Source organism: Pseudoflavonifractor phocaeensis, assembly GCF_016901735.1.
Taxonomy (GTDB): Bacteria; Bacillota; Clostridia; order Oscillospirales; family Oscillospiraceae; genus Pseudoflavonifractor_A.
In genome coordinates this window covers 1-22,952 of sequence record NZ_JACLZC010000028.1, presented here as the reverse complement: position 1 = coordinate 22,952, position 22,952 = coordinate 1, and the positions used below count along the sequence as shown (strand labels likewise).

General features: G+C 61.6%; 22 protein-coding genes and 2 tRNA genes. 8 read left to right on the top strand and 16 right to left on the bottom strand.

The annotated features are described in order from the left end of the window. Window positions 1-3: 3 nt before the first annotated feature. From H7U37_RS07740 to H7U37_RS07720, 5 genes are all read right to left on the bottom strand, one after another. Window positions 4-2,982, bottom strand: coding sequence for an SEL1-like repeat protein (locus tag H7U37_RS07740; protein WP_204874894.1), 2,979 nt, complete (start codon window positions 2,980-2,982; stop codon window positions 4-6). 166 nt (window positions 2,983-3,148) lie between these two features. Then, window positions 3,149-3,331 carry a 30S ribosomal protein S21 gene (gene rpsU, locus H7U37_RS07735; RefSeq protein WP_204874893.1) on the bottom strand — a complete coding sequence of 61 codons (183 nt, stop codon included), beginning with the start codon at window positions 3,329-3,331 and terminating at the stop codon, window positions 3,149-3,151. A 163-nt stretch (window positions 3,332-3,494) separates the two neighbouring features. Next, on the bottom strand, window positions 3,495-5,921 hold the full coding sequence (gene leuS / locus H7U37_RS07730) for a leucine--tRNA ligase (RefSeq protein ID WP_204874892.1): 2,427 nt from the start codon (window positions 5,919-5,921) through the stop codon (window positions 3,495-3,497). A gap of 105 nt (window positions 5,922-6,026) precedes the next feature. After that, window positions 6,027-6,629 (bottom strand): dephospho-CoA kinase, encoded by a 603-nt coding sequence (coaE, locus tag H7U37_RS07725; RefSeq protein ID WP_204874891.1) that lies wholly within the window; start codon window positions 6,627-6,629, stop codon window positions 6,027-6,029. 103 nt (window positions 6,630-6,732) lie between these two features. Next, entirely contained in the window at window positions 6,733-7,167 is a 435-nt protein-coding gene (locus H7U37_RS07720) for a hypothetical protein (protein WP_204874889.1), read from the bottom strand. A 178-nt stretch (window positions 7,168-7,345) separates the two neighbouring features. Between H7U37_RS07720 and H7U37_RS07715 the strand changes: the two genes are divergently transcribed. The 4 genes from H7U37_RS07715 to H7U37_RS07700 all read left to right on the top strand — a co-directional run bounded on the left by H7U37_RS07715 (window position 7,346) and on the right by H7U37_RS07700 (window position 10,340). Continuing rightward, window positions 7,346-8,182 (top strand): DegV family protein, encoded by an 837-nt coding sequence (locus H7U37_RS07715; protein ID WP_204874887.1) that lies wholly within the window; start codon window positions 7,346-7,348, stop codon window positions 8,180-8,182. A 71-nt stretch (window positions 8,183-8,253) separates the two neighbouring features. After that, window positions 8,254-9,117, top strand: coding sequence for a 16S rRNA (adenine(1518)-N(6)/adenine(1519)-N(6))-dimethyltransferase RsmA (rsmA, locus tag H7U37_RS07710; protein ID WP_204874885.1), 864 nt, complete (start codon window positions 8,254-8,256; stop codon window positions 9,115-9,117). A gap of 56 nt (window positions 9,118-9,173) precedes the next feature. Continuing rightward, a complete protein-coding gene (locus tag H7U37_RS07705) occupies window positions 9,174-9,914 on the top strand; it encodes an N-acetylmuramoyl-L-alanine amidase (RefSeq protein WP_204874883.1) in 741 nt (246 codons plus the stop codon). Window positions 9,915-10,263: 349 nt separating this feature from the next. After that, window positions 10,264-10,340: transfer RNA gene (locus tag H7U37_RS07700), tRNA-Arg, on the top strand. Window positions 10,341-10,381: 41 nt separating this feature from the next. On the opposite strand, the gene H7U37_RS07695 is transcribed toward H7U37_RS07700, so the two are convergent. The 4 genes from H7U37_RS07695 to H7U37_RS07680 form a co-directional block, all read right to left on the bottom strand. Further along, window positions 10,382-11,635: a coproporphyrinogen-III oxidase family protein gene (locus H7U37_RS07695; RefSeq protein WP_204874882.1), complete on the bottom strand. Its 1,254-nt coding sequence runs from the start codon at window positions 11,633-11,635 to the stop codon at window positions 10,382-10,384. An 8-nt stretch (window positions 11,636-11,643) separates the two neighbouring features. Beyond that, the gene (locus H7U37_RS07690; RefSeq protein ID WP_204874881.1) at window positions 11,644-12,546 is read right to left on the bottom strand and encodes a radical SAM protein; all 903 of its coding nucleotides are present in this window, start codon (window positions 12,544-12,546) and stop codon (window positions 11,644-11,646) included. Window positions 12,547-12,693: 147 nt separating this feature from the next. Next, window positions 12,694-13,296 (bottom strand): cytidylate kinase-like family protein, encoded by a 603-nt coding sequence (locus H7U37_RS07685; protein ID WP_243413533.1) that lies wholly within the window; start codon window positions 13,294-13,296, stop codon window positions 12,694-12,696. A gap of 127 nt (window positions 13,297-13,423) precedes the next feature. Further along, window positions 13,424-14,719, bottom strand: coding sequence for an MATE family efflux transporter (locus H7U37_RS07680; protein WP_204874911.1), 1,296 nt, complete (start codon window positions 14,717-14,719; stop codon window positions 13,424-13,426). A 165-nt stretch (window positions 14,720-14,884) separates the two neighbouring features. Here H7U37_RS07680 and H7U37_RS07675 point away from each other — a divergent pair, with 165 nt between their 5' ends. Together H7U37_RS07675 and H7U37_RS07670 are read left to right on the top strand one after the other, a co-directional pair. Further along, window positions 14,885-16,075 carry a M20 family metallopeptidase gene (locus H7U37_RS07675; protein WP_204874880.1) on the top strand — a complete coding sequence of 397 codons (1,191 nt, stop codon included), beginning with the start codon at window positions 14,885-14,887 and terminating at the stop codon, window positions 16,073-16,075. A gap of 16 nt (window positions 16,076-16,091) precedes the next feature. Continuing rightward, a complete protein-coding gene (locus H7U37_RS07670) occupies window positions 16,092-16,739 on the top strand; it encodes a DUF4230 domain-containing protein (RefSeq protein WP_204874879.1) in 648 nt (215 codons plus the stop codon). A gap of 416 nt (window positions 16,740-17,155) precedes the next feature. Here H7U37_RS07670 and H7U37_RS07665 read toward each other — a convergent pair whose 3' ends face one another. The 3 genes from H7U37_RS07665 to H7U37_RS07655 are packed head-to-tail and all read right to left on the bottom strand — an operon-like array spanning window position 17,156 to window position 19,018. After that, window positions 17,156-18,193 carry a hypothetical protein gene (locus H7U37_RS07665; protein ID WP_204874878.1) on the bottom strand — a complete coding sequence of 346 codons (1,038 nt, stop codon included), beginning with the start codon at window positions 18,191-18,193 and terminating at the stop codon, window positions 17,156-17,158. Further along, the gene (locus H7U37_RS07660) at window positions 18,190-18,414 is read right to left on the bottom strand and encodes a helix-turn-helix domain-containing protein (RefSeq protein WP_204874877.1); all 225 of its coding nucleotides are present in this window, start codon (window positions 18,412-18,414) and stop codon (window positions 18,190-18,192) included. The genes H7U37_RS07665 and H7U37_RS07660 overlap by 4 nt, the downstream gene beginning before the upstream one ends. Window positions 18,415-18,427: 13 nt before the next feature. Further along, on the bottom strand, window positions 18,428-19,018 hold the full coding sequence (locus tag H7U37_RS07655) for a DUF2975 domain-containing protein (protein ID WP_204874876.1): 591 nt from the start codon (window positions 19,016-19,018) through the stop codon (window positions 18,428-18,430). Between the two features lie 167 nt (window positions 19,019-19,185). On the opposite strand from H7U37_RS07655, the gene brnQ reads away from it, so the two are divergent. Continuing rightward, a complete protein-coding gene (gene brnQ, locus H7U37_RS07650) occupies window positions 19,186-20,487 on the top strand; it encodes a branched-chain amino acid transport system II carrier protein (protein ID WP_204874875.1) in 1,302 nt (433 codons plus the stop codon). Between the two features lie 62 nt (window positions 20,488-20,549). On the opposite strand, the gene H7U37_RS07645 is transcribed toward brnQ, so the two are convergent. The 3 genes from H7U37_RS07645 to H7U37_RS07635 are packed head-to-tail and all read right to left on the bottom strand — an operon-like array spanning window position 20,550 to window position 22,154. Next, window positions 20,550-21,125, bottom strand: coding sequence for a xanthine phosphoribosyltransferase (locus H7U37_RS07645; protein WP_204874873.1), 576 nt, complete (start codon window positions 21,123-21,125; stop codon window positions 20,550-20,552). A 13-nt stretch (window positions 21,126-21,138) separates the two neighbouring features. Continuing rightward, window positions 21,139-21,486 (bottom strand): hypothetical protein, encoded by a 348-nt coding sequence (locus tag H7U37_RS07640; protein ID WP_204874871.1) that lies wholly within the window; start codon window positions 21,484-21,486, stop codon window positions 21,139-21,141. After that, complete coding sequence (locus tag H7U37_RS07635) at window positions 21,486-22,154, bottom strand: gamma-glutamyl-gamma-aminobutyrate hydrolase family protein (protein ID WP_204874869.1); 669 nt, start codon at window positions 22,152-22,154, stop codon at window positions 21,486-21,488. The genes H7U37_RS07640 and H7U37_RS07635 overlap by 1 nt, the downstream gene beginning before the upstream one ends. A gap of 234 nt (window positions 22,155-22,388) precedes the next feature. Here H7U37_RS07635 and H7U37_RS07630 point away from each other — a divergent pair. Then, window positions 22,389-22,482: transfer RNA gene (locus tag H7U37_RS07630), tRNA-Ser, on the top strand. A gap of 154 nt (window positions 22,483-22,636) precedes the next feature. On the opposite strand, the gene H7U37_RS07625 is transcribed toward H7U37_RS07630, so the two are convergent. Further along, complete coding sequence (locus tag H7U37_RS07625; protein WP_204874867.1) at window positions 22,637-22,825, bottom strand: hypothetical protein; 189 nt, start codon at window positions 22,823-22,825, stop codon at window positions 22,637-22,639. Between the last annotated feature and the right edge of the window lie 127 nt (window positions 22,826-22,952).

Genomic DNA, 22,952 nt, shown 5'->3' with positions numbered 1-22,952 from the left:
CCTTTACTCCTTTTCCAGCCTGCGGACCAGCGCTTCCAGCTCATCCCGCAGGGCAGTGTCCTCCTGCTGCATCAGATCCTCGCTCTCCAGCGCCGCCCGGCACAGCCGCAGCGCCTCGCCGCGCACCGGCTCCGCCGCCCGGCCCTCGGCATAGCAGCGGGCCAGACGGTACATTCCCTCCGCGTCCAGCTCCTCCGCCGCCTGGCGATAGTAGGTCAGGGCCTTATCCAGATCCGCCTTGACCTGGATGCCTCCCTCATAAAACCGCCCCAAGGCGCAAAGCGCGCTGCCTTCTCCCTTTTTGGCCGCCTTTCGATAGCAGGACAGGGCCTTTTTCAGATCCGCCGTCACGCCCTGCCCCTTTTCGTAGCACTCGCCCAAATTGTAAAGGGCCGTGTCATCGTCGCGCCGGGCCGCCTTCCGGTAGAGCCGCACCGCGGCCTGATAGTTCTGCGGTACCCCTTTTCCCTGGCGGTACAGCTCCCCCAGGTTGTTCATGCCCCACAGACTGCCTCCGTCGGCGCTCCGGCGGTACCAGCGGGCCGCTTCCTCGTAGTTCTGGGCCACGCCCTGCCCCCGCTGGTAGCACCAGGCCAGACTGCACATCCCCGCAAGACTGCCGGCCTGAGCCGATTTCCGGTACCAATCCACCGCCTGTTCCGGATTTTTCTCCACGCCCCTGCCGTTTTCGTACATCCAGCCCAGGGCGCACATGGCCGCGGAGTAGCCTCCCTCCGACGCCTGGCGGTAGAGCTCCACCGCCCGGCCGTCGTCCTGAGTCACCCCTTCGCCGTTCTGATGACAAAGTCCCAGCAGATACAGGCCCCGGGGATCTCCCCCCTCGGCCGCCGCCCGATAGCAGTCCGCGGCCTTTTTGCTGCTTTGGACCGTACCCGTTCCGTGTGCGTAGCACTGGCCCAGCGCGCACTGCGCGGCGGTGGAGCCCTCTTTGGCCGCCTTCCGGTACCAGGACACCGCCTGCTTCCAGCTCTGCTCCACGCCGTCGCCCTGGGCGCAGCACGTGCCCAGCAGATACTGGGCCTCTGCGGAGCCCTGCCTGGCCAGCGCCCGCAGGGCGCGTACCGCCCGCGCCGGGTCCCGCTCCACGCCGTCGCCGTAGAGGTACATCAGCGCCAAATTGTGCCGGGCCGACGGACTGCCGTCCTTTCCGGCGATCTCATACCAGCGCAGAGCCTCCGCGCTGTCCCGCTTTACCCCCCAGCCCTTCTGATAGGCCACCCCCAAATGGAAGGCCGCCTGGGTCACCCCCAGCTGAAAGGCCTGGTGAAAGCAGGCCACCGCTCTTTTCTTATCCTCCGGCACGCCCCGGCCCTCCCACAGGCATTGACCGATCCAGTAGCAGGCCTCCTGATAGCCGTTTTCCTTTGCCTTGGAAAACCAGGACCAGGCGGCCTCGTCGTCCCGGGCCACGCCGCCGTCGCCGTAATAATAGTTGATGCCCACATAGCACTGGGCACGGGGATAGCCGCCTTCCGCCGCCTTCCGGTAGCACTCCATGGCTTTTTCGCCGTTCTCTTCCGCTCCTCTGCCCAGCTCCAGGCAGACGCCCAGACAGGTCAGCGCCCGCAGGTCCCCCTGCTCCGCCGCCTTCCGGTACCAAAATACCGCCTGTTCCTCGTCCTGCTCCACGCCGTCGCCGCTCTCGTAGCAACGGCCCAGGTTGAACTGGGCCCCCGGTTCTCCCTGCTCCGCCGCCTCCCGGTAGAGCTTGAGGGCCTTTTCCTGATCCGCGGGCACGCCCAGTCCCATCTCATAGCAGGCGCCCAGCTCCCGCACGGCCCGCAGGTCTCCCTGCTCCGCCGCCCGGGCAAACCAGTCCGCCGCCTCTATCTCGTTTCGCTCCGCGCCCACGCCGGACCGCAGGCACACCCCCAGGCAGCATTGCGCCGGCGCGTAGCCCTGCTCCGCCGCGGACCGGTACCAGGCCACCGCCTCCTCCGGCTGGGCCTGCTCCAAAAACAGGCCCAAATTGCACTGGGCCCGGGGATAACCCTGCTGGGCCGCCGCCAGATACCAGACCAGCGCCTTCTCCTGGTCCTTCCGGGTGCCGAAGCCCATCTCATAGCACCAGCCGGCGCAGCATTGCCCCCGGGCGTTGCCCGCCTGCGCGGCGGCCAGATACCAGCGGAACGCCTCCTGCCGGTCCGCCGCCGTGCCGGCGCCGCTCTCGCAGCACCACCCCAGGTTTACCATGGCCCGGGCGTCTCCGCCCTCCGCCGCCTGGCGGTAGAGAACCGCGGCCTTTTCTTTATTCTCTTCCACTCCGGTGCCGTACTCGTAACAGACCCCCAGACAGCACTGGGCGTCCGGATAGCCCTGCTCCGCCGCCAGCGCATACCAGCGGGCCGCGTTGCGCGGGTCCTCCTCCACGCCGTCCCCAAATTCATACCGGCGGCCCAGCGCCGTCTGTCCCGCCGGGTCCCCCTGAAAAGCGGCCGCCTTCAGCCATTTGAGGGCCTCCGCCTCGTCCCGTTCCACGCCGATGCCCTCCTGATAGCAGCGGGCCAGCAGCAGTTGGGCTCGGGGATAGGTCCGCTCCGCCGCCACCAGATAGCACTCCACCGCCCGCTCCGGGTCGGCTGCCGCGCCGATGCCGTGCTGGAGGCAAAAGCCCAGATTGCACAGCGCCGGAATATCGCCCAGCTCCGCCGCCTGCTCGTAAAGCCACACCGCCTGCCGTGGATCGGCCTTGGCGCCGGTGCCTGTCTCCATGCACCAGCCCAGATCGCTGATGCCCGTGGGATCGCCCAGCGCCGCCGCCTGCCGGAAGCAGTACAGCGCCCGTTCCGGGTCCTTTTCTTCCCGCTCCAGCCAGAAGATCCCCAGCGTGGTCCACTGGGGACCGGTCAGCGTCTCTTCGCCCGCCAGTTCCATCCCGCCGCCGCAGACCGGACAGCAAACAGGGGCTTGCTCCTCTTCCGTCACGCAGCCGCATGCGGTGTCTTTACAGCGAAAAATCATCTCTCTCTCCCTCTCGCGCCGCCTGTGCGCGGCCTCTTCCTCGCTTTTTCTTTCTCTTGTATTGCTTTGATTGTAGCACATCCCGCTTCCCGGAACAAGTCCGCCTTTTCGCCCGCGAAACAAAAGAAAAACCCCGCGCCTGACGGCGCGGGGTCTAATCCTGCAATTAGTAATACTTCTTGCGGTTCTTACGGGCGGCCTCGGACTTCTTGCGGCGCTTGACGCTCGGGCTCTCGTAGTGCTCACGCTTGCGCACCTCGGCCAGGACGCCCGACTTGGCGCAGCTGCGCTTGAAACGCTTGAGCGCGTTCTCAAGAGACTCGCCATCCTTAACACGGACTTCCGACATTGTGATTTCCCCTCCCTCCGAAGCGGTGATGTGACACCGCCAAAGGGCCACATACTGAGCGTTATGGCTTTAATACTAATTTATTATATTCACGATTCGTCCTTTTGTCAAGAAGCTTTTTCCCGCTCCCTCAAAAATTTTGTGCCTTCCCACATCGCCCTGCTTATTTGGCGATCAGGTTGACCAGCTTGTTGGGCACCAGGATGGTCTTGACGATCTTTTTGCCCTCGGTGAACTTCTGTACCTTGGGGTCGGCCATGGCGGCGGCCACCACGGTGGCCTCGTCGCTGTCCATGGGTACCACGATGGTGGCCCGCAGCTTGCCCAGCACCTGCACGGCCATGGTCACCTCGGCAGCCACGGTCTTGCTCTCGTCGTAGGCGGGCCAGCTCTGCTCACAGGCCATGCCCCCCTTGGCCGCGGCAAAGCCCATGCTCTCCCACAGCTCCTCGCACATATGAGGCGCGAAGGGAGAGAGCATCAGCAGCAGGGCGGCATAGTCGCCCTTGGAGCAGCCGTTGGCGTAGAAGTCGTTGACCAGCGCCATGAGGGCGGCGATGGCGGTGTTGAACTTCATGGCCTCGATGTCGTCCCCCACCTTCTTGATGGCCTTGTGAATGGCCCGCTCGTTGGCGGCGGTGTAGTCCAGGCCGTCGGTGCACTGCTCGGCCAGGTTCCACACCCGGTCCAGGAAGCGCTTGCAGCCCTTGACGGCGTTGTCGCTCCAGGAAGCGGCCTTCTCGAAATCGCCGATGAACATGATATAGGTGCGCATGGTGTCGGCGCCGTACTGGGCCACCACGTCGTTGGGGTTGACCACGTTGCCCCGGCTCTTGGACATCTTCTCGCCGCCCTCGCCCAGGATCATGCCGTGGGAGGTGCGCTTCTGATAGGGCTCCTTGGTGGGCACCACGCCGATGTCATAGAGGAATTTATGCCAGAACCGGCTGTACAGCAGGTGGAGGGTGGTGTGCTCCATGCCGCCGTTGTACCAGTCCACCGGGCTCCAGTAGTCCAGCGCCTCCTTGGAGGCCAGGGCCTCCTTGTTGTGGGGGTCCATATAGCGCAGGAAGTACCAGGAGGAACCGGCCCACTGGGGCATGGTGTCGGTCTCGCGCTTGGCGGGGCCGCCGCAGTGGGGGCAGGTGGTGTTGACCCAGTCGGTCATCTTGGAGATGGGAGACTCGCCGTCGTCGGTGGGCTCATAGGAGTCCACCTCGGGGAGCAGCAGGGGCAGCTGGGACTCGTCCATAGGCTGCCAGCCGCACTTTTCACAATAGATCATAGGAATGGGCTCGCCCCAGTAGCGCTGACGGGAGAACACCCAGTCCCGGAGCTTGAAGTTCACCTTGGCGTGGCCGATGCCCTTCTCCTCCAGCCACTTGGTAATGACGGGAATGGCGTCCTTGACGGTCAGACCGTTGAGGAAATCGGAGTTGACCAGAATACCGGTCTCGTCCTTGGCGGTAAAGGCGGCCTTCTGCACGTCCTCGCCGCCGGAAACCACCTCGATGATCTGGCAGCCGAATTTTTTGGCAAACTCCCAGTCGCGGTCATCGTGGGCGGGAACGGCCATGATGGCGCCGGTACCGTAGGTGGAAAGGACATAGTCGGAGATGAAAATGGGGATCTCCTTGCCGTTCACCGGGTTGATGCCACGGACGCCGTCCAGGCACACGCCGGTCTTTTCCTTGTTAAGCTCGGTGCGCTCCAGGTCGGACTTGGAGGCGGCAGCCTTCTGATAGGCGGTGACATCGCCGGCATTGGCCAGCAGACCGGCCTCCAGCCACTTGCGGACCAGCTCGTGCTCGGGGGAGAGGACCATGTAGGTGGCGCCGAAGAGGGTGTCGGGACGGGTGGTGTATACCACGATTTCCTCGCCGGTGGTGGCCTTGAAGGTGACCTCCGCGCCGGTGGAGCGGCCGATCCAGTTCTTCTGCTGGACCTTGACCCGCTCGATGAAATCCAGGTCGTCCAGATCGTCGATGAGCCGCTGGGCATACTCGGTGATCTTGAGCATCCACTGGCTCTTTTCCTTGCGGACCACGGGAGAGCCGCAGCGCTCACAGACGCCCTCCACCACTTCCTCGTTGGCCAGCACGCACTTGCAGGAGGTACACCAGTTCACCGGCATGGTGGTCTTATAGGCCAGGCCCTTTTTCCACAGCTGGAGGAAAATCCACTGGGTCCACTTGTAATACTCCGGGTCGGTGGTGTTGATGACCCGGTCCCAGTCAAAGGAGTAGCCCAGCATATGGAGCTGACGGGTAAAGTTCTCGATGTTGTCGTGGGTGACCTTGGCGGGGTGGATGTGATTTTTGATGGCGTAGTTCTCGGTGGGCAGGCCGAAGGCGTCGTAACCCATGGGGAAGAGAACGTTATAGCCGTCCATGCGGCGCTTGCGGGCCACCACGTCCATGGCGGTGTAGGGCCGGGTGTGGCCCACGTGCAGGCCCTGTCCGGAGGGATAGGGGAACTCCACCAGGGCGTAGAACTTGGGCTTATCGCTGTGGTTTTCACAGCGGAAGGTCTTTTCCTCCGCCCACTTTTTTTGCCATTTCGGCTCGATACTGGCAAAATCGTACTTCAAATTCTCTCACGCTTTCCTTATCTGAATCCCCGTTTTTACAAAAAAGCGGGTTGACATACAATCTTGGTTATTATACTTGAAATGTTCGGATATTGCAAGCCCTTCTCAGCGCTTCAGCAGGCCGCGAAACAGCTCCAGCGCCCGCTGCCGGAAGGCCTCCGGGGTATCCTCCGGTCCGTTTTCCAAAATAAAATCGCAGTGGGCCCGGTAAAAGGCCTCGTCCTTCTGGGCGGCCACCCGGGCCCGGGCATAGTCCTCCACGATGCCGTCCCGGGCCATGATGCGCCGGATGCGCAGCTCCGCCGGGGCCAATATCCCCACCACCGCGTCGCACTGGCGGTCACAGCCGCTTTCGATGAGGGCGATGGCGTCAATGGCCGCCGCGGGCCGTCCGTCCTTCTCCGCCCGGGCCATTTCCGCCTCCAGCGCCTTTTGGATAAAGCCGTGGGTGATGCCGTTGAGCTCCTCCAGCGCCGCCGGATCGCCAAAAACCACGCTTCCCAGCTTTTTTCGGTCCAGCTTCCCGGCTTCGTTCAGAATACCGGCGCCGAACCGGTCCGTCAGCGCCTGACACAGGGCCGGGTCCTCCTCCAGCAGGCGGTGATAGACCGCGTCCGCGTCCAGAATCAACGCTCCCAGCTCTTCCAGCGCCTGAAGGGCCGTGGTCTTGCCCGCGCCGGTGGGACCGGTGATGCCAATGCGTTTCATGCTTCTCTCCCCTTTCTCTCGTTTCCCAATTAGCATACCACCTTTTGCCCCGCCGGGCAACGAAAACACAACGGCGGCAGGTCGCCCCGCCGCCGTTTCCGTTTTAATATCTGCCGCTTTTCCTGGCGCTCTTTGCGTCCTGCCGCCCCTCCACGAGCATCAGAATGATCCCGATCAAAAACAGAACGTCCAAAACCACCGATACCACCAACACCCATGTGGGCAGGGTCATAAAGCCGTATCGCTCCAGCAGGATACCGCTGATGGTATAGCCGCCCGGCACCACAAGGGCCACAAAGTTCCAAACAGGCGCGGCCAGCATCCACCACGGCGAAAGGGTCAGGCCGCAAAAGAGTTTATATGCCGCAAAAGGGGCAAAGCCGGCCATCACTACGCCCAAAATCGCGCCGCCCCGGCCGCCGTCCGAACTGCTCACACTGCCCACGATCATGTACAAAATGGATTCGATCAGCACCGGCCACCAGCTGAATCCACACACACCTGCCAAAGACAATATCAGCCAAACGATCGTTACCATTCCTGTCTCTCCTTCCTGACACAGATTGAATTTTATTTTATACCTTTTTTCCCTTCTCTTCAATGCTGTGACAATGCGTTTACAGCGTATTCCTTTCCTTTACTTTTTCCCCGCGCCGTGCTACAATATTTCCAATTGGAAAATCTAATTTTTAACATTATATAAAGGAATGATTGATATGAGTTTCAAAATCATCGTGGACAGCTGCTGCGACCTGACCCCCGCTATGATGGCCTCCGGCAACTTCATCCGTGTCCCCCTCACCCTTCACGTGGGACAGGATACCTTTGTGGACGACGCGTCCTTCGATCAGGCCGATCTCCTCTGGCATATGAAGAACTGCCAGGAGGGCGCCGGCTCCGCCTGCCCCTCCCCCGCCGCTTATCTCTCCGCCTTTGACTGCGGCGCCGACGACCTCTATGTGGTCACCCTCTCCGCCCTCCTGTCCGGCTCCCACAACAGCGCCGCCCAGGCTCGCCTCCTCTGGCTGGAGGACCACCCCAGCGCCAACGTCCATGTGTTTAACTCCTGCTCCGCCTCCTCCGGCGAGGTGCTCACCGCCCTGCGCATCCAGAGGCTGGCCCAGGAGGGACTGGACTTCGCCGCCGTGGTGGCCGACATCACCGCCTATATCAGCAGTATGCAGACCTATTTCGTCCTGGAAACCCTGGACAACCTGCGCAAAAACGGCCGGCTCACCCGGCTCCAGAGCCTCGTCACCGACACGTTGAAGATTAAGCTCCTCATGGGCTCCACCCCCGAGGGCGAGATCTGCCGCAAGGGACAGGCCTTCTCCATCCGCCAGGCTCTCTCCCGGATGGCCGACTTTATGGCCGCCGATCCCCAGCACACCGGCCGTGTGCTGTGCATCACCCACTGCAACTGTCTGGAACGGGCCTTCTCCCTCAAGGATCTGGTGCTCAAGCGCTGCCAGTTCGCCGAGATCCTCATCTGCGACGCCCACGGCGTCTCCTCTCTCTACGCCAACGACGGGGGCGTCATCGCGGCGTTTTGAGCCTTCCCGCCTTTTCACCGCCTTTCTTTCATGGTATACTGAAAGGACATTCTGAAAAAGGCGGGAACACCATGGATCTTTGCAACATCAACCATATCAAAGCCCTTTTGGGCCGTCACGGCTTCCACTTTTCCAAGTCCATGGGGCAAAATTTCCTCATCCAGGACTGGGTGCCCCGGGACATCGCCGACGCCTCCGGCGCCGGTCCCTCCTGCGGCGTGCTGGAGGTGGGGCCGGGTATCGGGCCCCTCACCGTGCAGCTGGCCCAGCGGGCGGAAAAAGTGGCGGCGGTAGAGCTGGACCGCTCCCTCCTGCCGGTGCTGGCCGAGACCCTGGCCGACTGCCCCAACGTGACCGTCATTCCCGGCGACGTGATGCGCCTGGATCTGGCCGGCCTGGCGGCGGAACAGTTCCCCGGCCTCACCCCGCTGGTGTGCGCCAATCTGCCCTACAACATCACCACCCCGGTCATCACCGCCTTTCTGGAGGCGGGCGTCTTTGCCCGCATCACCGTGATGATCCAGCGGGAGGTGGCCCTGCGCATCTGCGCTGCTCCCGGCGCCCCGGATTACGGCGCGTTCTCCCTGTTCTGCCAGTACCACGCGGACACGGAGCTTTTGTTCGACGTGCCCAAGGAGTGCTTCCTCCCCGCACCCAAGGTCACCTCCTCGGTGGTGCGCCTCACCCCCCATCCCAAGCCCGACTGCGTGGAGGACCCGGACTTCTTCTTCCAGGTGGTCCGCGCCTCCTTTGCGCAGCGCCGGAAAACCCTCCTCAACGGCCTCTCCGCCGCCTTTGGCAGCCGTCTTTCCAAGGACACGCTGCGTCAGGTCCTCGCCGGCTGCGGCCTCGCCGAAACCGTCCGGGGCGAGCGGCTGGGCATTCCCGAATTCGCCGCCCTGGCCAAAGCCCTGAACGCCGCCCTCTCCTCCTGAAGCAGGCACAAAACCTCCTTGCGCGCCATAGAATGGGGCAAAAAGGAGGTTTTGTTATGCCTGTCATCTATCTCTCCCCCTCCACCCAGGAGGAGAATCTGTACGTCAGCGGCGGCACCGAAGAGCAGTGGATGAACCGTCTGGCCGACGCCATGGAGCCCTATCTGGACGCCGCCGCCATCCGCACCGTGCGCAATACCCCCGACATGTCCGCCCTCTCCTCCATACGGGCCTCCAACGCCGGCAATTATGACCTCCATCTGGCCCTCCACTCCAACGCCGCCCCGGAGGGCAGCTATGGGCAGGTCCGGGGAGTGCTGGTCTTTTACTATCCCGGCAGCGTCAAGGGACGGCGCGCCGCCGAGCTCATCGCGGACAACCTGAAGGCGGTCTATCCCCTGCCCGACAAGGTACGTACCGAGCCCACCACCGCCGTGGGAGAGGTGCGCCGGGTAAAGGCCCCCGCCGTATTCCTGGAGCTGGGCTACCACGACAATCCGGACGACGCCGCCTGGGTCAAGCAAAATCTGGACCCCATCGCCCGCAGCATCGTGCTGGGCCTCACCGAATACTTCGGCCTCCCCTTCCTGGAGCCCATGGTACCAAAACCCGCGGTGGTGGATGTCTCCTGGGGCTCCCTCAACATCCGGGACCGCCCCGATCTCACCGCGCCGGTCCTCGCCAGGGCCTATGACGGCGCCAGGCTCTCCGTGCTGGGTCAGTGGCAGAACTGGTACTCGGTCCGCTTCGGCAGCCTGCTGGGCTGGGCCAGCGGCGATTTTATCACCCTGCTCTGAGCGCTTCCTTGTCGTTCACAAAAAGTTCATTTTGCGTTTGTAATCTGTCCATCACTTTCCGGCCGGATGTGATATCCTTAATGACGTCAGGACGACAAGCAGTCAGAAAATCAATCCCTCCTCTCTCTTTCCTCTCTTTTCAACTACTGTCAGCTCGCGGGAGGCAATCGTCTCCCGCGAGCTGGACAGACAAACAATTCCGCGCCCCTTCCCTGTGGGAGGCGCGTTTTTTCGCCCCCTTTGGGACCGGTAAACATAGAACGGTAAATTTTTTATTTTTTCTCTTGACATTCTCCCATACCAGTGGTATTATATCTAACTGTTGGTTGACTCTTTCGTCAGACAACATGCGGCTGTAGCTCAGCTGGATAGAGTGTTTGACTACGAATCAAAAGGTCGGGGGTTCGAATCCCTTCAGCCGTACCAGGAAAAGGACACGCGTTTGCGTGTCCTTTTCTTTTTGCCCTTCAAAGGCGTATTTCCCCGGGAAACGCCTCTTTCCGCAGAATGCCCCACATTTTGTCGATGTAGGAAAGGGTATAGAAATTTTCGTAGTAGTGATAGGTAAAGGCGCCTTTCGGCGTCATCACATAGGTCCCGTCCCGCACCTCCAAATAGCCCAGCGCTTGGGCCAGCTTCAGTTCCAGACCGTACTGCTTCTCCAGCTTCTCCCCAAAAAACGCCTCAAATTCCCTCGGGTCCACCCGGGTGCCGTACGCCGCCCAGAAGAGATAGTAGACCATCCGCTGCCGGCGGGAAAAGCGCAGGGTTAAGGCGGTGGGCAGCTGTCCGGCGGCGAGCCGTTGGCAGTAGGCCTCCACCGAAAAGGTATTGATCTTGAATTGCTCCTCCAAGAGGGTGGCGGCCGAGCAGCCAAAGCCCAAAAAATTCGTGCGGGTCATGGAGGAGTAGACCGCCCCCTTCCGGCTGGAAAAAGTCCAGATCGAGGTGCGGACATACCCCTTGCCCAGACAGTAGGCCGTGATCCGGTCCAGCAGCCGCCGCTTCTCTCCGTTTGGCATAGCCGGCACCCGGCTGTCGGTAAAGGTGAAGTCGATGAAGGGATAAATCGCCACGTGGTTTGCCCCCAGAGCAAAGGCGGCGTCAATATCGGACCGCAGGTCCTCAAACGTCTGGCCGGGCAGGGCAAAAATAAAGTCCATGGACACCGTCTCAAAGGGAACCGCCGCCAGCGCACGGGCCAGCTCCGCCCCGTCCACCGCGCTCCGCCCCAGTACCGACTGGAATTTGGGCCGGAAGGACTGTACGCCTATGCTGAGCTTGGTGACTCCCGCCTCTTTCAGCGCTTCCAGCACCGGCGGCGTCACGTTCTCCGGGTGAAGCTCCACGCCGATACCCTGGGTGATGGTAAAATAGCGCTCCGTCCGCGAAAGGATCTCCCCCAGACGGTCCGCTACCAGCGCCGGGGTGCCCCCTCCAAAATAGAGACTGGTCACCTGCTTTTTTCCCTCCGCCTGTCTCCCCACCAGGTCGATCTCCTCCAGCAGGGCGTCCACATAGCGCTCGCACCGCTCCTTTTCATACAGTACTTTGCAGTAGGGACAAAAATGGCAGATCTGTCTGCAAAAAGGAATGTGGATATACAGCCCCAGCTGGCTGCATCCGGCAAAGGGCAGCTGGGGGTCCCACTCATTGCGAAACAAAAAGGGGTTGACCGAACGGGTCAGCCACATCCGGGTCAGACTGGTGATCCCTCCCATTGCTCCTCCTAAATATACCGCAGATAGGTTTTCAGCATCTCCAAAATCACCCTGACGTTGCCGCGGAACAGCAGGGTATACTCCGCCACGAAGAAATAACCGCATTCCTCACACAGGCCGGGCACCTCGATACACCGCCCGCAGGTGGACAGCTTGCCGTTTTCCATCACCACACATTGGCGGCAGGGCGTGGGAAAGCGGTTGTCGATCAGGTAGGGAAAGGCGCTCCTGAGATTGAACACCGGCGCGCCCTCCTCCATCATCTCGCCGATGACGGCGCAGCACGCCGCCTTTTCCGCCCGGGTCAGGGCCAGATCCCGGGTGTCCGGATAGGGCGTATGGAAGTTGAAGGACACCGCCTTGACGTGGGGCGTCTCCCGCGCCGTTTCACACACCGCCCGGATGGCGTCCCGGTTGATCCGGTTGACCGCCATATAAAAGCAGATGTTATCCGCCGTGGCCCGGCGGACGTTTTCCAGAATGGCATCGTAGGTGTCTCCCCGGATGGCGTTGTGCCGCTCCCTGTCCCCATCCAGGCTGAGCAGGATCAGGTCCGCCTCCGGCAGGTCCAGGGGAAAGGTGCCGTTTGTCACCACGTTGACGATGAGAAAGCCCATCTCCCTGGCCTCCAACACCAGGGTCCGCAGCGTATGCGGACCGTCCCGCCACAAAAAGGTCTCCCCGCCGCAGAAAAAGAGGATGCGCACCCCCATGGCATAGAGCTGCTCCATCTCCCGCCGGATCTGGTCGTGGGGGTAGAGGACCGAGGAAATGTTGTTCACCGAGCAGTGTTTACAGTGCAGATTGCACCGGTCTGTGACGATGATCGTCCCCAGAATAGGGTCCTCTTTGCCCAGCAAAATGGTCCGCACGCCAAAGGATACGAGATAGAAAAACGAGGATATCTTCACTTCTCTTCCCCCTTTTCCGGCGTTTGCCGGCCGCTCTGTGAGAAAAAAGAGAGCAGCCTCTTCCGGCCGCTCTCTTCCCGTCGCCGCTGTACGCTTCCCTTTCCGGGTCTGCCGGCCTTCCTCCCGCCCAAGGCCGGCGCCAGTCCGTTACAGGCTCTGGCAGTAGCGCACCAGCAGCTCCACCGTCTGGTCGATGCCGTACCGGGCGCTGTTGACGCACAGGTCATAGTTCTCCGGCGCGCCCCAGTTGCCGCCGGTGTAGTATTCATAGTAGGATTTGCGCTGCTTGTCGGTCTTGCGGATGAGGGAGAGCGCCGAACGCTCGTCGATCTGCTCGATGGAACTGATGCGTTTGATGCGTTCCTCCAGGGGGGCGCAGATGTAAAGGCTCAGATGGGGAATGCCGGCGCGGTTGAGCACCTGATCGGCGCAACGCCCCACCAGGATGCAGTTCTCCTTCCGGGCCTTGTCCCGGATGACCTCGCTTTGCAGCCAGTAGAGGGTATCGTTGGGGGAGGAGCCACGATTCACCGCGCCGTTGCCCTCATACAGGCTCTCGAAAAGCCAGGGATTCCCCCGGCGCTCGTCGGCGTCCTCCAGCTTGGAGACCCGGATCTCTCCCCGGGCGGCGGCCAGCTCGATGAGCTCCCGGTCATAAAAGGCAATGCCCAGGCGCTCGGCAAGCCGGCGGCCGATCTCGCGTCCGCCGCTCCCGTATTGGCGGCTCAAACAGATGACCATGTGTTCCATACCCTGACCTCCTTTTCTGTCTCGCGCAAATATGGTGATTTTCGCTGGAAATCCAGCCTTCCCTACCTCTAGTTTAGGCTATTTTCCCCGTCCTGTCAACGGCCTTTTCCGCCCGCGGCCCATCTTCTTACGGCTCCTCACGGCCCAGCGGGCGGTAGACCGTAACGTACATGGTCAGCACACAGGCCAGTCCCCCCAGCACATTGGACACCGGCTCGGCCAGGAAAACGCCGTACACTCCCAGCCCAAAGAGATGAGGCAAAATCAGGGTCAGCGGCGCCACAATAAACGCCTTGCGCAGCAGAGAGAAAAAGACCGCGTTGCGGGACCGGCCCAGCGCCACGAACACCGACTGGCCGATAAACTGGAAGGACATAAAGGCAAAGGTGGCGAAATAGACCCGGAAGGCCGGGACGCCGTCGGCCAGCAGCTCGGGGCTGTCGTTGAACACACGGATGAGCGCTTCCGGAAAGAGCAGCGTGATGACCCAAACCACCACCGAGTAGGTCATGGTCACCGCCACCGTAAAGCGGATGGCCTGGCGCACCCGCTCCCGCTGTCCCGCGCCGTAGTTGAAGCCCAGCACCGGCTGGGCGCCGTTGGTGATGCCGTTGACCGGCATGGTGATGACCTCCCGCAGGGAGTTAATGACCGTCATCACCGCCACATAGATCTCCCCGCCCCAGCTTTGCAGGGTGGCGTTGCACAGGCTCTGGACCAGACTGTTGGTCAGATTCATGATAAATCCGGAGGTGCCCAGGGAGACGATCCGCCCCACCCTTCCGGCGGAAAGGCGCATGGTCTCCGGCTGGAGACGGTACTCGCTCCGCCGGCCGCAGAGGAAGGCCAGCGCCCACACCGCCGAGCACCCCTGGGAGATCACCGTGGCCAGCGCCGCCCCCTGTACGCCCAGATCCAGGCCGAAAATAAAGATGGGGTCCAGGATGATGTTCACCGCCGCCCCCAGGCCCACCGTCAGCATCCCGGTGCCGGAAAAGCCCTGGGCGTTGATAAAGGGATTCATCCCCAGGCTGATCATGACAAAGAGCGTTCCCAGGAGATAAATGGTGAGATAGTCGTTGGCATAGGGAAAGGTCTGGTCGCCGGCCCCGAAGAGATAGAGCACCGGACGGCGGAAAAGCAGCCCCAGTACGGTCAGACCCAGCCCAAAAAGCAGCAGCAGCGCAAAGGAGTTGCCCATTACCATGCCGGCCTCCTCCCGCTCCCCGCGGCCCCGGTGGATGGAAAAGAGAGGGGCGCCGCCCATGCCGCACAGATTGCCAAATCCCATGATGATGGAGATGATGGGCAGGCACAATCCCAGGCCGGTCAGCGCCAGCCAGCCCTCCGCCCCCTCCATCCGCCCGATGTACATCCGGTCCACAATGTTATAGAGAATGTTGATGAGCTGGGCGGCGGTCATGGGCACGGCCAGACGGATGATATTGCCCGAAATACTCCCCTGAGAAAAATCGTGGGTCTTTGTCGTAAAAATCCCTCCAGACCTTGCAAGAATCGCCGTTGTGGCTTATAATGCCTGTGTCTCATTATAGTACGAACGGTCGAAAGAGGCAAGGAGGGTCGGAAGATGAACCAATACTTACAGGACGCCCTGGACCTGGCGCCCGCGCTCAAGGCCATCAAGGAAGATCTGCACCGCCACCCGGAGCTGAGCTTTCAGGAGGTAAGAACCACAAAAATCATCCAGGACCAGCTGCTGGCCATGGGCCTCCACCTGGTGGACGTGGGCATGGAGACCGGCGCGGCCGCCATTCTCTTCGGCGATCAGCCCGGGCCCGCCGTGGCCCTTCGGGCCGACATCGACGCCATCGCCCAGCAGGAATCCCCCGCCCACGGCGGCGTCGTCTCCGAGGAGCCGGGCAAAATGCACGCCTGCGGACACGATTTTCACACCGCCGCCCTGTTGGGCGCCGCCCGTATTCTGGCCAATCACCGGGCCGAGCTGGCCGGACAGGTCTACTTCCTCTTCCAGCCCGCCGAGGAGGTCACCCAAGGCGCCGCCGCGCTGGTCCGGCACGGCCTGTGGGACCGCCTCCCCCAGACCCCAACGGGCATTTTTGCCCTCCATACCCGCCCCGAGCTGCCCAGCGGTCAGGTGGCGGTGGTGCCCGGCGGCATCATGGCCGGGAAATGCCATTTCTCCATTCAGCTCACCGGCGTGGCCGGCCACGGCGGCGCCCCCCATCAGTGCGTGGACGTCATCACCGCCGGCGCCGCCATCGTGGACGCTGTCCAGACCATCCCCAGCCGCTGCACCGACCCCAGAGAACCCCTGGTGTGCGCCGTCCTCTCCATCCACGCCGGCACCCCGGAAAATTTCGTCCCCGAAACCCTTACCATGACCGGCGCCATCCGCGCCCACTCCGACCAGGTCATGGAGGAGACCCGGGAACACCTCCGCCGCCTGACGGAGGGCATCGCCCAGGCCTACCGCTGCCGGTGCTCTTTGGAATTCATCCCCCAGGTGCCGGTGACCTACAACGGCCCCGCCATGACCGCTCTGGCCACCCAGGCCGCCGCCGCCGTGGTGGGCAGCGAAAACATCCGCGCCCCCAAGGGGGACATGGCCTCCGAGGACTTCTCCGTCCTGACCCAGACCGCCCCCGGCTTCTTCTACTGGCTGGGCACCGGCTTCCACGACCGGGACAACCCCGGCTGGCACCACGACTGCTTCCGTACCGATGACGACGCCTTACCCATCGGCGCGGCCCTGCTGGCCCAATCGGCCGTCACCGCGCTGACCAATCCCATTGTTTGAGAAAGGATACAACGCCATGCCCCTGCTGCATCGCCACAACACCGCCGACGGCGAGGAAACCCGCCGCGTCAAAGCCCCCCGCTTCCGCCTCATCTATCTCGTCCTCCTTCTGGCCCTGCTGGCCGGCTCCTTCGTGCTGGGCGCCGTCCTCACCCACCAGGACAGCACCCCGGTCATCACCGCCGACCTGCTGGGTCAGGAGCTGCGGGACATCCAGGAGCTTTCCACCGTGGAATACCACTACACCAATATGGGCCGCTTTGAAAACCAGAAGGATTTTTACGGCTGGAAGGTGCCCTTTACCACCAAAAGCTTTATCGTAGCCTACGACGGCGTCATCAAGGCCGGCGTGGACCTCTCGGACCTCCAGTGTACCGTCTCCGGTCAGAACATCACCATCACCCTCTCCCCGGCCAAGATCCTTTCCCACGAGATGGACGAGGATAGCCTGGAGGTCTATGACGAGACCCACAACATCTTCAACCCCATCGAGATCGAGGATTACACCACCTTTACCGCCGACCAAAAGACCAGCATCGAAAACCGCGCGGTGGAAAACGGACTGCTCACCGCCGCCGCCCAGCGGGCCGAAAGCTCCATCCGGAGCCTCATCTCCCTGCTGCCCGGCGCGGAGGAATATACCGTCACCGTGAAGCTCCAGTGAAAAAACGCCGGCGCACCCCAGAGCCTTCTCTGTCGGGTGCGCCGGTATTTTGTCGCAAAAAAGAGAATTGTTCACAAAAACTTTGCATATTGTTTATATCATTTATACAAAGCTCCCTTGTATTCGCCGCCGCTCGGGTGTATACTACGTTACAGAACGTCAGAGAAAGGAGGCGGACATATGAACGATACGGAACGCCGCGGCACCGATGTGGATGAGATGATCTTCGGCTGCCAGGAAGAGGTCATTTTCAGCGAACGCTAAGAACCGCGTCTCAACCCAGGCTTTTAAGGGTCGCGCTGACAAAAACGGCAGCGTGGCTTTTTTCTTTCCTGTTTCAGCGTGTATCTTTTCCGCTGTTGCTCCCTATGGGACCCCTGTCCACCCCCGCTTCGGGGCGTGAACAGGGGGATTTTTTAGTCATACCGCGCGCCCGACGGGGCGGGGTAGGTGTCCGTCCACCACGTCGGGTCGGGTACCTCCACCCCCTGGGCGTTGGCCGCCTCCTCCAGGGCCTGGGCGCTCCGGTAGGGTCCGTATTTGGCCCCGGCCCCGGCGTCCACCCAGTACCAGAGGCAGTCCTCCGCCTCCGGGTGGTCATCCGGGTCCTCCAGAGGAAGGGAAATACCCCGGACAAAAATGTCCTTCCCCGTGTCCGCAAAGGCGGAGACGTAGCCGTCCACCACGATCTCCCCCTCCTCCGTGGTGAGGACGATGGTGCAGCTGTTTACCCGCATGAGCCGATAGCCGCCGGTCAGCTCATAGCGCCAGTCCTGGGCCCCCGGTCCAAAGCCGAGGCCGTGCCCGCTCATGGTGGACGCCGCCGCCCCCACTAGAAACAGCCCCAGCGCCGCCGTCAGCGCGATTCCCGCCAACAGGGGGCCTTTCCGGCGGTCGGGCGCCGCGCTCCCCCAGGCGCTGCCCAGGGTAAAGAGCAGGGGCGGCAGTCCGCCGGCCAGTAAGAGCAGCACCGCCAGCGACCAGGCCGCCCAGGTCTGAGAGACCCCAAAGGCAAACCACAGCAGCACCAGCAGGCTGGAGGGGGCGCACAGCACAACCGATACCCACGCGATAATCCCGCCCGTGGTGGCTAATATGTCCGCCGCCGCGCCCTCGGGCAGATAAAATCCAATGCCGAAAACCATCGCCAGCACCGCGCCGCCCCAAAGCCAGGCGATGACCGCTGGGCGGAGCATGGCCCCACAGAATTCTTTGGGGCCGGAAAAGGCCGCCCACCCTCTGTGCCGCGCCAGATAGGCCCCCATCCCCCAGTAACCCCACAGCGCCAGCAGCTCCAGGAAAATCAAAAGAAACATCCACTCATCATTCATGATGGACGACATGCCCAGCAGCACCATGAAAAACAGCAGGGTCAGAAGGGAAACCAGCACGTGACTGGCGGCAAACCATCCAAACCGCCTCAGCGGACGGGCGGGCTTTTTTTCTTCGCTCATGGCTCCTCCTCTCCGCCGTCGGGGACGTACTCCAAAAGATCCCCCGGCTGGCAGTCCAGCGCCTTGCAGATGGCCTCCAGGGTGGAAAACCGGACCGCCTTTGCCTTGTTGTTCTTCAAAATAGAGAGATTGGCCAGGGTAATATCCACCTTGGCCGAAAGCTCGCTTAAGCTCATCTTTCGCTTGGCCATCATCACATCCAGATTGACGAGAATGGGCATTTTCCCACCTCCCTCAAATGGTCAGGTCGTTTTCCTCCTTCAGGCAGGCCGCCTGGAGGAAGAGGGCAGACATGACCAGAAACAGCAGTCCTCCCATGAGAAAAATCGGGATAAACAGCGCGTTGTAGGTAAACAGGGGACCAATGCCGCCGTAATACCAAAATCCCCACAAAAGCCGCACCAGCGCCGCCCCGGAGATGACGAAGCAGCACACCGCCGCCCGGCGCATATGGCGGGCGTTGGAGCGGACGAAAATCTCACCCTCCAGCAAAGTATCCAGAATCTTTCCGGCCTGGGCCAAAATCGCCGCCGTACAGCACCCGCAGGCAAAGAGAAACACCGTTAAAACCGCCGTATGGGCCTCCTTCCAGACGGTGACGTAGCTCTCCCAGAAGAGTATACCGTAAAATACCAGCCAGTGTCCGCCCGAGGCATACTCAAAGAAAAGATCTCCCCCCTCTATGACGTACTCCGGCCGGATATGCAGAAGAGAACATCCCACGATACCGGGCAGCAGAGGAAGCGCCACCAGATTGCAAACAAAGGTGATGCTTACCAGTACCTTCAGCACCAGCGCCAGACGGCGCGTCTGTTTGACGGACATCTTCCATCGCCTCCTTTGCCCATGAGGATACCATCTATTATATCGAAAGTCAATTCTTTTTTATTGTTTTTCAATAAATCTTAATAGAATTTCCAATTGCGTCCATTTACTTTTTGCCTCCCATCCCTTATACTGAACGGGAAGCAATCCAAAAAGGAGGGCGCGTCGTGAAGCGATTGTGTGGAAAAGACGGCTTATTGGTTGGTTTTACTCTGTTCTCCATGTTTTTTGGCGCGGGCAACCTGATTTTCCCGCCCGGTATCGCCGCCCAGGCCGGGACCATGACCTGGTTTGCGGTGCTGGGCCTGGCCATCAGCGCGGTGGGACTGCCGGTCCTGGGCGTCGTCGCCGTGGCCCGGGCGGGCGGTATGGATCAGTTGGGACTGCGGGTCCACCCGGCCTTCGCCAAGGTCTTTACCGTGGTGGCCTATCTGGCCATCGGTCCCTGTCTGGCCATCCCTCGCACCGCCAGCACCTCCTTTGAAATGGCCGTCCCCCCCTTCGTCAGCGCCGACGCCCCCATCTGGCTTTTTCAGCTTCTCTATTCGGTGGTCTTTTTCGCCCTGGCCCTCCTGGTGGCCCTGCGGCCCGAAAAGCTCACCGACCGTCTGGGCAAGATCATGTGTCCCATTCTGGTGCTCCTCATTGTGATCACCTTCGCGGCCTGCCTCCTCAATCCCCTGCAAGGCTACGGCCCGCCCTCTGAGCGGTGGGACACCCCCATCAAGGCCATCTCCGCCGGTTTCCTGGACGGCTACCAGACCATGGATACCATCGCCGCCCTGGCCTTCGGCATCATCATCGCCCTGAACATCCACGCCAGAGGGGTGACCGAGGACAAGGCCGTGGTGGGCGGTACCGTGCGGGCCGGTCTCATTGCCGGCGGGATGCTGCTGGTCATCTATTCCATGCTGGCCCACATCGGCGGCATCTCCGGCGGCGCGGTGCCCAATCCCAGCGACGGCACCCAGGCCCTCACCAATATCATTCCCCTGCTCTTTGGACCGGCGGGCAGTATCCTGCTGGCGGCTATTTTCGTCATCGCCTGCTTTAACGTCTGTGTGGGGCTCATCAGCTCCTGCGGCGAGTTCTTTTACGGACTTTGCCCCAAGCTCAGCTACCGGGGCTGGGCCGTCCTCTTCGCCGTGGTCAGCATGGTCCTGGCCAATGCCGGTCTGACCCAGATCCTCACCTTCTCCATCCCGGTGCTCAACATCATCTATCCGGTGGCCATCGTGCTCATTCTCCTGTCCTTTGCCCACAGCTGGCTCCAGTACGCGCCGGCGGTCTATCCCGCCGCCATTCTCTGTACCGGCGTGGCCAGCGTGCTGCTGGAGATTGAGCGCCTCACCAATGCAGCGTTCCTCTCCTTCCTCCCCCTCTCCGATCTGGGGCTGGGCTGGGTGACGCCCGCGCTGGCCGGCGCCGTCGTGGGACTGCTCTGGTCCGCGTTTTCTCCCAAACGCTGAAAAAGCGGGGGCGTCTGTTCTCCTGAACAGGCGCTCCCGCCTCTTTTTTTGCCTTGAAAGCTTCAGTCGTCGGCCAAAATAATGTGTCCGTCCTGGACCCGTTCCACCGTGACCAGAGATTCCACACGGATGCCCATGCGGCGCAGCACGCTGCCGCCCTCCCGCATGGCTTTTTCAATGGCCACCCCCACGCCGGCCACCTCGCCGCCGGCTCTGGACACCAGGTCCAGCATGGCCAGCGCCGCCTGGCCATTGGACAAAATGTCGTCGATGATGAGCACCGTGTCCTCCTCGTCCAGATATTTCTTGGATACCCGGACGGTATAGGACTTTTCCATTGAGAACGAGTGGGTCTCGGCGGAGTAGACGTTGGGGTCAATGTATCCGGTCTGAAATTTTTTGGCATAGATCACCGGCACCCGGAGGGCTCGTCCCACAAAGCAGGCAATGGCAATGCCGGAGCTCTCCACGGTGAGCACCTTGGTCACATGGGCGCTTTTGAACCGGCGGGCCAGCTCGTTGCCCACATGCTCGATGAGTTCTATGTCCATGCAATGGTTGAGAAACATATCCACATGGATGATGTCCCCCTCGCCCACCAGGGCTTCGTCCAGGATGCGCTGTTTGAGTTCCTTCATGCTCGTTCCTCACTTATAAAATGATAAAAGTCACGCCGTTATTGTGCCGTTCCAAATCGCTGTCCCGCCGCAGCGCTCCGCAGAGGAGAAAGGCCGAGCGGGTGTCTGCGTCAAAAATGGAAAACCGCTCGCCGGGGATCAGGTTTTTGATCCCGCGCCGCTTTTTGAGGCGCTCCAGATAAGCCCTGGCCTCGGTGCGGATGCGGCCCCCCTTGCCCGAGGAGCCGTAGCCGTGGATGATCTTCAGTATCGCTACCCCTCCGGCGCGGCTGCGCTCCAGCTCATAGGTCAGCCGCCGGATGGCCGCGTCGGCATAGGGCATCCCGGCCTCCAGATTGATCTCCCGCAGTGTCCCCGCCATCAGTTCTGTCCTCCGCAGCGGTCCACGAACCAGCGAAACACCGCCGCGCCGTCCACCGTATCCGGACGGCTCCGGCTGCCCGTCATCCGTTCCGGGTGGAATTGAAGGCCCAGCACGGCCCGTCCGGGCAGCACAGCGGCCTCCACCACGCCGGATTCCGACCAGGCAATGGCCCGTAATCCCTTCCCCAGCCGGTCCAAGGCCTGATGGTGGTAGCTGTTGACGGGGAACAGAGGCCCGTACCATTCCGCCAGCAGCGAGTCACCCTCCGCGCGGATGGGGTGGACCTTGTCGTCCACTTCGTCGGACTCCTTGCTGTGGAAGATCGAAACAGGACCCAGATCCTGGATCAGCGTACCGCCCAGCGCAACATTCAGCAGCTGAAGGCCCCGGCAGATCCCCAAAACGGGCTTATCGGCCGCTATAAAATCCCCGGTCAGCTTCAGCTCCGCGGCGTCCCGCAAAAGATCCGGCGGATGGGAGCCGTGATTTTCCTGACCGAAGCGAGCCGGCGCGATATCTCCGCCGCCGCACAGCAGCAAGCCGTCAAAACCGGCGCCGTCTGACGGACAGTAGCACGCCGTCGGCACTCCGCCGGCCGCCAGAATCGCCGCTTCATAGTACGGCGCGCCGTCCGCGCTGCTGGACAGCAAAATCTTGGGCGCCATTCCGCCACCTCCTTATACGGATTGATTATAGCCCATTTTTCCCACCACTGCAATATTGACAAGCCGCCAAAAATACGGTATTCTATTATAGTTCTATGCAGCGGTATCGAATTAGAATCGCTTCGGCGTCTGGTGAACGGCCATAAAGCCGTGTCCCGTTCAGGGTTTGGAGTCATCCAAGTAAACCGGGCACAAGTTAAAATGCTGACAGTTATCCAGGCAGCAACTGAATAGGGAGATGTACCCAAGCGGTTGAAGGGTCCGCACTCGAAATGCGGTAGGCCGGCTCAAAACCGGCGCGAGAGTTCGAATCTCTCCATCTCCGCCAAAAAAAGCCGCGATTTTGATGCAAAAAGTATCAAAATCGCGGCTCCTTCTTTTTCCAAAGGCCGGAATGTAAACAATGAGGATAATTTTAATTTTGAACCGACTTTTTTCTATTCTCTTTGCTCCTGGCCGTATATGGATACGGCCAGCGCAGCTTATCCTCCCGTCTCCTCTGCAATCCCATATTTCCGCAAAATGGGCCCAATGGTCTCGTTTTTGAGGAGATTCTTCACCTGTCCGGGGGGCAGCGCGCCCAGAATGGTCATGAGGTCATCGGCCTTTTCCTTGTTTTCGGCCACGGTTCTGTTATAGGCGATGATCTTCTCTCGCAGTTCCGGTTTCACTCAGTCACCCCCGTGAGAATCATGTCCAGGGCCTCGTGGAGCTCGTCCACGTCGGCCTGCTCCGCCTTGGTCTCCTCCAGGCGCCGGATGCGCTCCGCTTCGGTGGGCGTCTCCTCCACCGCCAGCG